This is a genomic window from Nocardia uniformis NBRC 13702, assembly GCF_001613345.1.
Taxonomy (GTDB): Bacteria; Actinomycetota; Actinomycetes; order Mycobacteriales; family Mycobacteriaceae; genus Nocardia; species Nocardia uniformis.
The window spans coordinates 1-10,285 of record NZ_BDCE01000131.1 but is presented as its reverse complement, the minus strand read 5'-3'; the positions used below and the strand labels follow the sequence as shown (position 1 = coordinate 10,285).

The 10,285-nt window shown below is 63.1% G+C and carries 11 protein-coding genes and 1 pseudogene; 6 read left to right on the top strand and 6 right to left on the bottom strand.

Features of this window, described 5'->3' with window-relative positions; genetic code table 11:
- Nucleotides 1-140: 140 nt before the first annotated feature.
- The 5 genes from NU1_RS39715 to NU1_RS39700 form a co-directional block, all read right to left on the bottom strand.
- Nucleotides 141-455: a hypothetical protein gene (locus NU1_RS39715; RefSeq protein ID WP_157553664.1), complete on the bottom strand. Its 315-nt coding sequence runs from the start codon at nucleotides 453-455 to the stop codon at nucleotides 141-143.
- A 112-nt stretch (nucleotides 456-567) separates the two neighbouring features.
- Nucleotides 568-1,092: a hypothetical protein gene (locus tag NU1_RS39710; RefSeq protein ID WP_157553662.1), complete on the bottom strand. Its 525-nt coding sequence runs from the start codon at nucleotides 1,090-1,092 to the stop codon at nucleotides 568-570.
- Nucleotides 1,093-1,121: 29 nt separating this feature from the next.
- Nucleotides 1,122-1,973 carry a hypothetical protein gene (locus tag NU1_RS39705; RefSeq protein WP_157553660.1) on the bottom strand — a complete coding sequence of 284 codons (852 nt, stop codon included), beginning with the start codon at nucleotides 1,971-1,973 and terminating at the stop codon, nucleotides 1,122-1,124.
- A gap of 36 nt (nucleotides 1,974-2,009) precedes the next feature.
- Entirely contained in the window at nucleotides 2,010-2,291 is a 282-nt protein-coding gene (locus NU1_RS42090) for a hypothetical protein (RefSeq protein WP_157553658.1), read from the bottom strand.
- A gap of 390 nt (nucleotides 2,292-2,681) precedes the next feature.
- On the bottom strand, nucleotides 2,682-4,136 hold the full coding sequence (locus NU1_RS39700) for an NsdA family TPR-like regulatory protein (protein ID WP_067529681.1): 1,455 nt from the start codon (nucleotides 4,134-4,136) through the stop codon (nucleotides 2,682-2,684).
- A 226-nt stretch (nucleotides 4,137-4,362) separates the two neighbouring features.
- Here NU1_RS39700 and NU1_RS39695 point away from each other — a divergent pair, with 226 nt between their 5' ends.
- The 4 genes and pseudogenes from NU1_RS39695 (at nucleotide 4,363) to NU1_RS41005 (ending at nucleotide 7,765) form a co-directional block, all read left to right on the top strand.
- Nucleotides 4,363-5,208: a helix-turn-helix domain-containing protein gene (locus NU1_RS39695; RefSeq protein WP_245720522.1), complete on the top strand. Its 846-nt coding sequence runs from the start codon at nucleotides 4,363-4,365 to the stop codon at nucleotides 5,206-5,208.
- 34 nt (nucleotides 5,209-5,242) lie between these two features.
- On the top strand, nucleotides 5,243-6,067 hold the full coding sequence (locus NU1_RS39690; RefSeq protein WP_067529677.1) for an SAM-dependent methyltransferase: 825 nt from the start codon (nucleotides 5,243-5,245) through the stop codon (nucleotides 6,065-6,067).
- Between the two features lie 128 nt (nucleotides 6,068-6,195).
- Complete coding sequence (locus NU1_RS39685) at nucleotides 6,196-6,540, top strand: hypothetical protein (RefSeq protein ID WP_157553656.1); 345 nt, start codon at nucleotides 6,196-6,198, stop codon at nucleotides 6,538-6,540.
- Nucleotides 6,541-6,606: 66 nt separating this feature from the next.
- Nucleotides 6,607-7,765 (top strand): annotated as a pseudogene (locus tag NU1_RS41005) (IS3 family transposase).
- 45 nt (nucleotides 7,766-7,810) lie between these two features.
- On the opposite strand, the gene NU1_RS39670 reads toward NU1_RS41005, so the two are convergent.
- Complete coding sequence (locus tag NU1_RS39670; RefSeq protein WP_067529674.1) at nucleotides 7,811-8,053, bottom strand: hypothetical protein; 243 nt, start codon at nucleotides 8,051-8,053, stop codon at nucleotides 7,811-7,813.
- 1,239 nt (nucleotides 8,054-9,292) lie between these two features.
- On the opposite strand from NU1_RS39670, the gene NU1_RS39660 reads away from it, so the two are divergent.
- Nucleotides 9,293-9,487: a hypothetical protein gene (locus NU1_RS39660; protein WP_157553654.1), complete on the top strand. Its 195-nt coding sequence runs from the start codon at nucleotides 9,293-9,295 to the stop codon at nucleotides 9,485-9,487.
- A 251-nt stretch (nucleotides 9,488-9,738) separates the two neighbouring features.
- Nucleotides 9,739-10,285: cytochrome P450 (locus tag NU1_RS39655; protein WP_157553652.1), on the top strand; the 547-nt coding region annotated here is incomplete at its 3' end.

The following is a 10,285-nucleotide window of genomic DNA, read 5'->3' as shown; positions in this document are numbered from 1 at the left end:
TCCAGGACCCGGCGAACGCTGGCCTCGCTCAGTTCACTGTCATCAGACAGCGCCCTCAACGACAGTCGCTCTGCTGCGAGCCGATGCGTTGTGAGAGCAGCCATCACGCACAGTCCCCCGAACCGTTTAGGATCCCGGGCCTAGTTGACGTAGTCAGAGTACCCGTACAGGTAGTCGACATACCAGCGGCCGAAGAGGTAAGCCAGATCGAAATACGGGCTTGAGGTGTACTCCGCCCGTCCTTCGGTTGCCGCTGTTCGAGCCAGGAACCGCTTGCCGTCGAGCGCCTTGATCACGGCGATGCTGTTCCCGCCAAGCAGGTTGACGAATCGCCTCAAGAGCCAGCCCAAGGACAACAGGTACCACCCCCTCAGGTCCAAGCAAATGAATTCACAGGTGCTACTGGTGACAAAGGCGCAGGCCCTCGTGGCGTCATCTGCGGCGATTGCGCTCACGAATGCGTTCACCGTTTCAGTGACGCCATCCGATGTCTGGGCAGTGCCCACCGATTCCGGGGCGGGGGGACCGTCATCACCGAGCGCGCTGTCCCCAACCCGTGACGGTTCACTATTCGGCTCGGATGTGGGTTGCGATGTGCCCCGGCAAACCCAGGGGGAGTTCGACGCGCAGTGTTCGGATGTCATCGATGAGGTCGGCATAGCCTTGCTGAACTTGAGCGAAGCGCAGTGTGGCGTGATGTTGGTGATGGGCGCTGTCGTTGTGGCGGAGGGTCCATTGCATGTGGGCGTAGGTGTTGGCGAGGTGACTGATGACCTCGCCGAGGGAATGGGTGTGGCGGCGCGCGGTGGTCGGTCGCGGCAGGTGGAATACGGACCACTCATCAACCAGGACGACGATGTCGCCGATGCGGCCGCGGAGGGTGGTGTCGTCGAAGTCGGCTGGTCGGCGCGCGGGAGATGCCGAGGCGGTGATGAGCGTGGAGTGCAGATCAGCCAGCTCGCGCGCCCAGGCGATCAGCGGTGACCCGCCTTCGATGTTTCCGGCGACCGCGAGGAGCAGTTGTCTGGCGTCCAATAGTCCTTCGACGGCGCGAACTCTCTCGCTGGTGCGTGCGTGGCTTGTCGGTGGCACGACCCTTCTTCCGGGTTGTGTGGTTGCGTTCATCGTCGACCTTCCCGTGCTACGTCGAAGGCGAATGATTCGAACGGCAGGGCGCAGCGGGTGAACGTCCGGCCGCCGACAGCGAAGCGTCGCGTGCTCTCGCAGAGGTGGGTCAACGATGCGGCGACCTCGTCGCTGCGCGGGCGGGGTTCCTCGAGTTCCACTATCAGTTGTCCGTTCGCTGCCTCGAGCAGTCGTATGACGGCTCGACTGATGTCGGGCGGATACAAGAGGGCACCGTTTCCGGGGGTGGTGATGGCGTCGTTGATCAATGCGACGTAGACCGCGTCGACGATCTCGATGATCTCTGCTTGTCCGAGCCGACTGAGCACGCTGGCCACGTCGAGCTGTGCGACGGTGGGAATCGCGCCGATCCGAGACTCCACTAGCACCTGTTCGTTGGCGACGGGAGGCTTGCGCGGGGGCTGGCTGCCGGTCGGCGCGGTCGCGTCGAGATAGTGGATTTCGACGGTGCGCGTTTGCGTGAGTTGGGCGACGGCCGCGCGACCGGACGGACCTAGGTTGGTGAGGTGCTCGTGGGAGGGTACGAGTAGGTGCGTGTTTGTCGGGCCGTCGATCGAGTCCAGGATTTTCCACAACGCATCGGTGCGTCGCGGGGGGTTGAAGACCTGGACGAGGTCCACGCCCCAGCTGCGTGCGACGTGCTGGAGTCGCTGGATCACCATCGCGGAGGGGGTACTGCGATCGAGCTCGGCCAGCATGTCGCGGAGAAGAACTTCCGAGGCGATGGGTTCGAAGAGCACCTCTCCGTCGCCGAATCCGTGCCGCGCGGCGTAAGCGTGCATCGCGTGCGGAACCACGCGAAGAACATCGATTGCCAGCAATTCCATACGGGCAAACCCGAACCACATGACTGTGTTCCCGAATCAGGTCTGTTCGACCGTCAGCATCTGCGACGCGGGTGCTTCGGCGCGATTGCTGAGGGCGATCACCCGGCGGTCACGTGGTTCGATCGTGAGGTTAGCATTCGCATCACCTGTGGTCATGTAATGAGTTAATAGCCGAACTGGTTCTGCGCCAATGACATTCAGCAGGTCAGTTTGCGGACAACCGCGCGGCGAAGATGACATTGGCAGTCGATCAGGACATTCGAGGAAGTCATGTTGTGCGGCATTCGAATCCGAGCCATCGTCCGGGTCCAAGGTCATTCGGTTGCAGTGCCAGCACACCGAAGACGAGCCGTTCGGGAATGCCATGTTTGGGTGCGTCAGGTGGTGACTCCCGTGTCATCTTCCGCAGCGTCGTAGCGAAATACGTTTCACGCCAACATAACTGAGATCCAGGAGCGGCAGGATGCAGAGACAACGTGATCACGTGGCGCGCCCGGACCGCTCAGCAGGATTGGTCGTGAACTCTCGTGTCCGTGGCGTCATGAGCCGACTACTCGAGTCAGCGGCCCGACGTGCCTGGTCGCGGAGGATTTACGAGCCGGATCCGTTGCCGGACAATTGGTTCAGTAACCGGGGATGGAATTACACAAGGAGTGAGGAGAGCATCGGGCCAGTGGGCGACACTGAGAAGTCGAGGCGGCGCCCCCGCTATGCGGTGGCGAGTTGGCAGTCGAACGGGAAACGTGGCCTGTGTGAAGCGGTTTCGGACGCTCGTCCTACAGCGTGGCACAGGTCGCGGACATCGCGGCGGGGTGAGGAGAGGGTCGCGGCATGCGTCATCCGGCGCAGCCGGTCGGTGACTCTGCCGCTGCCGACATTGCCGGCCAGCTCCAGAGAGGTGTTGGCATAGGACACGGCCTCGTTGATCTGGCCGAGGCGGAAAGCGCCGGTGGCGATGGTGATGTTGTCGAACAGGATGCTCCGCGTTGGTCGCCCTGGTACTGACGCGGCCAGTGATGCGCGAGCGCTGTCGATGGCTACGAGTGTGTAGCGTTCGGCGGCGCGTCCGCGCGCTGTCAGCGCGTATTCGTTGTAGATCACCGATCGCATTCCGTTGAATTCGCCGGGGGTGAAGAAGACGCGCGTCCATGGGTCGATGAGATCTCCGACTCGGGTGGTCTCGTCTTCGGCGCGGGCGAGTGCGAATTCCATTCGGCTGGCGTCGCCCATCATGGCGTGTGCCCATGCCTCGTTGGCGTAGAGACGGGCAGACTCGCCTCCGTTGGCGGCGTCTTGTGCGGGAAGTTGACCGAGTTGGAACATGCGCAGGGCTGTGCGGGGGTCGTGTTCGATCAGGCTGATCCGGCCCAGGACATAGAAAGTCGACGCGACGAGGCTGTCCGCCCCGGCTTGTCGTGCGAAGACCAGTGCCAGGGTGGCGTACTCGCGAGCGCGGTGCTGATCTCCAACGTCGTGGTAGGCCCATCCGACCAAGCGGGCGAGGTCGGCACTGGCGATCAGCATTGCGTGTTCGTGGGCTTCGCCGCGGCTGCGTGCCAGTAGGGTCGTCGTCACGGTCAACAGGTTCGTGGCCGCGTCGGTGACTGCGGATCCACCGTGGCTCTGGTCGATCTCTCGCAATCTGATGGTGGCGCGATACACGAAGTCCAGGTCGGGCTGACCTGTGGTCTCGACGCGCGTCTCGAGGTCGTCGAGCCGTGGGAGCCACGGACTCAAGATGTCGGGAGATCCGACTACGGCAGCAGCGAGGGCTTGTAGAAACGTCGTATCTCGAAGGCGCCCTTGATCTGTCGTGCCAGTGCCGGTTGGGCGCGGCAACGGCGCAGCAGTGAAATCTACGCCCGTGTCCACGCGGTTCGGCGCGGCGTCGGCCCCGGGCTCGGGTGCGCCGATGGCGGACAGCAGGGCACGGTAGGTCTTATTGGGGCATTGGACTTCGCCGAGCTCCCATCGTGCGACATGTCGTTCCGAACAGGCGACGTTGATGCGCTGCCGACGGCCTTCCTCATTGACCAATTCGGCGAAATCCCTACGGCTCAGCCCTAATTGGGCGCGCCGGAAGGTTCGCAAGTGTCGACCCCACAAGCCCGCGCTGTCGCCGGGGTGGCCGTCGTGCTCGGTGTGCGAGTCGGTGACGTCCATGTGTGGCCCCGCCCTTCCTCGGCTCCCCGCCGCACGTCGCGTCGGGCGCGGTACCGCATCGACCCTCTGGCTGGCTAGCGCGATAATCGGATCTAATAATCGTAGCTGATAATCTAACCTGATAATCAGAAATATGGAATAGTGGCGCCTGAAGCGCAGCCCGATACGGTGGGGAGCCATGGCGAGAACCGCACGAAAAGTGCTCCTGGGACGTGAAATCGACACGATGCTGCGCCGGGCCCGCACGACTCAGGCCGAGGCCGGCAAGCTGATCGGGGTCAGCCAGTCACGTATCGCGGCGGCGATCGCCGGCAACGGCAATCTCAGCGCCGAGGATCTGCGGGGGTTGGCGACGAAACTCGGGATCACCGATGAGGCCTACATCCAGATCCTGCTCGACCTCCGCGGCGACAACCATCGTCGCGGCTTCTGGAACTCGGGTTACCGTCGCGCCTACATCGAGGAGCTGCGCCTGCTGGTCGATCTCGAAGATGTCGCGGATCGCTTGCGCGAAACCGGCGCCGAGATCGTCCCGGGGCTGCTCCAGCACCCGAACTACATTCGCGCTTTGCACGAACCGCTGCAGCCTGATTCCGATGACCCGGACGCGGTGACCGTCGAGGACTACGTCGAGGCCAGGACCGCTCGTCAACAGATTCTGTTCAAGCGTCGGCCGCCGGAGTTCCACGCGATCTTGTCCGAATCGTGCCTGCGGCGCACCTACGGCGGGGACGCGGTGATGCTCGATCAGATCACTCACCTCATCGAGCTGTCCCAGCGCACGAACATCCAGATCCAGGTCATGCCCTTCACCCACCAGGCGCCGGGCGCCGGCATGGAGGACCGATACATCCTGGTCCGCGTGCCCTCCCCGGGCGCCGCCGGCGACCTCGAAATGGCGGTGGTCGAAGCGCAAGGCGAGATCCGCTACATCGATGACAAACCCGCCGTCGGGATCCGCGACAAGATCTTCAACCGTCTCGCCATGACCGCACTCGGCCCCAGCGACTCACGCCAGTTCATGGAACACCTCGCCCGCGGCCTACGCAGCCGACCAACCATTCATCGATAACCCGCCCACACCGTCAATTGAATAGGAAACCGCGATGTCCAGCAGCGACTTCGAGCCACGTCCTCTCGACACTCACAAGCCGAGTTCGGCGCGCATCTACCACCACATGGTCACCGGTGAGGTGATCTTCGAATCGGACCTACCGTTCATACATCGTCTCTACGCCGATATCCCCTTCTACCCGAAGTGGGCCCAGCACAATCGCCGGTTCCTCGCACGCGCGGTTCGACACATGGTCGGCGCTGGCGTTCGTCAGTTCCTCGACATCGGTGCGGGCTTGCCGACCGGCGGCAACACCCACGAGATAGCCAGTGGACTCGCCGCAGATACCCGTGTCGTCTATGTCGACAACGACGAAGAGGCGATCAACCGGGCGCGTGATCTGCTGCGTGAACAAGGCGTACTGGACACGACCGCGATGGTCGACGCCGATCTGCGGGAGCCGGCACGGATTCTCGATCATCCCGACACTCAACGCCTGATCGACTTCTCCCAACCGGTGGGGCTGCTGATGGTGTCGGTTCTGCCCTGGATCACCGAGGCTGACAAACCCGCCGCGTTGGTGGAGCAATTCCGCAACGCGGTCGTGTCCGGCAGCCACATCGCTATGACTCATGTGTCGCTCGAGGATGCCGGCCAGGAGATCAAGCAGCAAGTCGCTGCTGGCGCGGCGATCTTCGCCGACGCGAGCACTCCGGTCACGCTTCGGACACGCCAGCAGTTCGAGTCATTCTTCAACGGTTGGTCCATCGCTGAACCGGGCATCACCTATGCCACGGACTGGCATCCTGACCAACCCGTGGATATCGACGATTACGCGCGTCCGTGCAATTTCGCCGCGGTGGGAAGCCTCCCATAGCGCATATAGGTGCGCTGAACGGCTGCCGACGTCGCCAGCGCAGTTCGAAAGGATCCATCATGCTGTCGACTCCGACTGTCGGACAATTCCGCAAGGCAGCCGCCAGCTCACCGCAACAGGCCTGTGTCATGGTCTACCGCGACGGCGATCGGACCTTGGTTTGGGACGATAAGCTCGCCGATTCGGTGGCCATCGACGCGGATACGCAGGTTCCGATCGAGCAATGTCTGACGTTCGATCACGCGCAGTTCGAGGATATTCAGGAAGCGATCCGAGCGGGCACGCCCATCCGGCGTTTCCTGAATATCGTCCGCAGAGATGACGGCTTGTATGAATTCAGCGCTGCGCCGGAGTGCGCGCCCTCTGCTGGGCGGACGACGCTGTACTTCGATCACGGGGAGTTCGCCGCGTTCGTCCAGGCGGTGCGCGGTCACGAGTTCGAGCATTCGGCGTTCCTGTTCGGGGCATTGTGACCTGCCCTACCGCTCAGGTTCCAATTTCGGTAACTAACTGACAGCCTTCACGAGAGGCTGATCGCCATGCCACGTCCCTATCCTGCCGAGTTCCGTGCGCGAGCGGTCGCGCTGGTACGCGCGGGCAAACCCGCCAAACAAACGGCCATCGAACTGGGAATCCATCCGGTAACGCTGTCGAAGTGGTTGCGCCAGGACGACATTGATCATGGACTACGGCCAGGCAGGTCCTCGACCGAGTCGGGCGAGCTACGCGCCGCGCGTCGGCGGATTCGGGAGCTGGAGGGCGAACTGGCGATCGTCCGCCAGGCCGCGAAGTTCCTCGGCGAGGACAAGCCGCACCCAAAGGCTCTACCCGGTGATCGACCGTCTCGTCGACGCCGGGGCGCCGGTGGACAGGTGTTGCCGGATCTTCGGAGTTGCCCGGCAGAACTACTACAAGCACAAACTAACCCCGGCCACGCCCAGGCAACTTCGCCGACAGTGGTTGACCGGGCTGATCCGTGAGGTCCACGTCGCCTCGCGCGGCACCTACGGCTACCGTCGGATCCATGCCGAGCTCACCCTCGCTATGAGCGTGCGGGTCTGCTCGCGGACGGTGTCGGTCCTCATGACCCAGGCCGGCAACTACGGGCTGCCCGGACCGACACGGGTCAAACGCCTGCACGGCGCTGCGACCGCCGACGATCTGGGTCAACCGCAAGTTTCACCGGTTGCGCCCAAATGAATTGTGGGTCACCGATATAACACAACATCGGACGCGGAGGGATGGGTCTTCTGCGCTGCCGCGCTCGATGCGTTCAGCCGCCGGATCGTGGGCTGGTCGATCGATTCGAAACAGGACGCGACCCTGGTAGTCAACGCCCTGGACATGGCCAGCCGCAACCGGCGCCCCGAGCCCGGCGTGATCGTGCACGCCAACCACGGAACTCAGTTCACCTCTTGAGTTTTCGGCGACAAGGTCCGATCCGCGGGACTGCTGCCGTCCTTCGGGTCCGTCGGTGACGGGCTGGACAACGCGATGATGGAGAGCTTCTGGTCTTCGATGCAGATCGAGTTGCTCAACCGCAGGAAATGGAAGTCCAGAGTCGAACTGGCCAACGCAATCTTCGACTACATCGAGATCTTCCACCATCGCCAGCGTCGCCACTCCGCACTCGGCTACCGCACCCCGATCGAGTTCGAACTACGCTTCGAGAACGACACCATCCACGCTGTCAGTTAGCCACCACGACTGGAACTCAATCGATGGGGCAGGTCAACGTGTCACCTATCCGTTGCAGCTGGCGAGTGAGTGGCCTGCGAGGTAGAGCCGTTCGGTGTGGTCGATGTCGGTGGTGGCCATCGACTGATACCGGCGGGGGACCTCGCGGTTGGTGAGCAGGGTGAGAACCGCGGTCTTGGATATCCCGTACTGTGCGGCCAGCTTCGCGGTGGATACGCCCTCGGCATACGTCCGGATCAGTTCCTCGACGGTCGTCGCGGTGAGTCTCCGATCGATATTGCGCGGCACACCGGGCCGTACGGCAGGTGGGATTCTGCGTCGGCGGGGGAGCGTCGAGGGTCGTCCGGCGTCGATTTTTGCGCGCGCAGTCTCAAGTTTCTGCAGGTCAGCACGGTTTGAATTACGTCCAGCCAGGTCCACCCTAGTAGAAGCCGCAGGTCAGTGACCTGCGGCTTCTTTTGCTGTCCGCGATCGGTATCGCCTTGTTCGGGCACCGCGGTCCACGCCGTCAGCCGTCGCGCCGTGCGGTGTCATCGTCCATGGTGCGCGAGAGATCACGCCCGCAGGATGCGGGCCAGTGAACGTCCAGTGCAACCGAACCGCCGCAGTTTTGGCAATCGAATTCGGCGAGGCATCCGGTCGTGGCATGTGCGCGGACCGGTGAACTCTCTTTTGTCCCCACCCCTGATAACCCCCCAAGTAACGTGCCGTCAGATAGCGGGCCATTATGTACGTAGGACTCGCTGGATCCTACGCGACCGGCATCGGTGGGCGGAATGACGAGTAGTGGAGATATCGGATGATGAAAGTCCTTACTGTGCGGAGTATTTCGAGAACGGTTGTGCTCGCCGTGCTGACGGCGGTTGCCTGTACTGTCGGCGGTTTGGGTGGTGGAGTGGGGCGATTCGCCGCGGCCGAGGGGGTCGGTTGCCTGTGGGCCGGTGGCGCCTATCCGCCTGGTGCGGAGGCTATTGCGGGTGGATGGGCCTTCACGTGCGGGACCGACAGTCGCGGTGCCCCGTACTGGTCGCACGGGGGAGCGGTCGATCATCCGAGCAACGTCCAGAACCCCGGCGCGCATGCGAACCCCACGGGCGAATTCAGCGCTGGTGCACTCCAATTCGGCACAGACTATATGGACTACTGTGTCGGCAGCCAGCGGATCGAGGGTAGCGAGGACGTCTACGTGGTGGTCGACTCCGGGAGGGGGTACCTGTACTGGCGATCGGCGGGCCCGGCATCCCGGTGGGTATTCGACGCGGATACCGTCCGGCCGGAAGACCTGCGCCGAGGGAATATCTATTGTTACGACGACTAGCCCGTGTGGCGAGGCACGCGGCCGTGACTGAGGTTCCGACTCATATCCCCGGTGACCAACCTTCTCGGCCGTCGGAAGTGGCGCAGCCTTCGAGGTGACCGGAGAGCCGAGGCGGCCGATAGACCTACCGATGTCCGCGACCTACCTATTCGGTGACCCTGTTGCAGACGGGGAGAGTGAATCTCCGCACGGCCATGGGGGTTTCGCTGGTGATCACACAACACGCCGGGGTGGCCGACCACACCGCCGAGCGGCTTCCGCTCTACTCCGTGGTCGCTGACGATGTGTGCGCCATGACGGTGCTGGCGCGCGCTCGCGAGAAGTTCACTGCCGACGGCGATCCCGGCGGCGCGCCCTCACGGGCCGCGAGCCGTTTCCTGTCGGGCACGTGCAGGAAAGTGTAGTGATAAACCTCATGGCGAACCTCCTCCGGAGGGATGCCGAAATATGGTGTGGCCGTGGTTCGAAACGCTCTTATATCGTGAAATCGGTTGTGTTGCTTCGTCGATTATGGCGCACGCCCCGAGCGCCGCAGTCTTTCCGAAAAGGCTAGAGAGACAACGGTATCAGAGGTTACGGTTGTCCAGGGCGCTGGAGGCCGAGGGGGTGGATCGCAAGCTCCCGTCCGCCGCTTCACGGTCAGATTGGAGTTCTCATGCAGAACCACACCGATCCCATCGTCATCGATCCCGAGGGCCCTGACATTCAGGGTGAGATCGCCCGTATTCGGGAGCGGGGACCGGTCACCAAGGTGGTGCTCCCGGGTGGCATACCAGCCTGGTCGGTGACCAGCGCGGCTTTGCTGAAGGAGATCCTGTCAGGCTCCGAGGTCTCCAAAGACCCACGCCAGCACTGGCCCGCGTTCCGGAACGGGGAGATCGGCAAGGATTTTCCTCTCCTCAACTGGGTGAATACGCGGTCGATGTTTACCGCCTACGGATCCGAACATCGTCGGCTCCGCAACTTCGTGGCACCGGCGTTCACCGCTCGGCGGACCTCGGCGATGGAGTCCCGTATCCGGGCGATTGCCGATGAATTGGTGACGGAACTGGATGTCACGCAGCAGGGTGACCCCGTGGACATCCGCGAGAAGTTCGCCTATCCGCTGCCCCTGCGCGTGATCAACGAGCTGATGGGAGTGCCCGAGCATCTGATCGGGCCGCTGCGGAAATGTGTGGACGGCATCTTCGACATCGCATTGA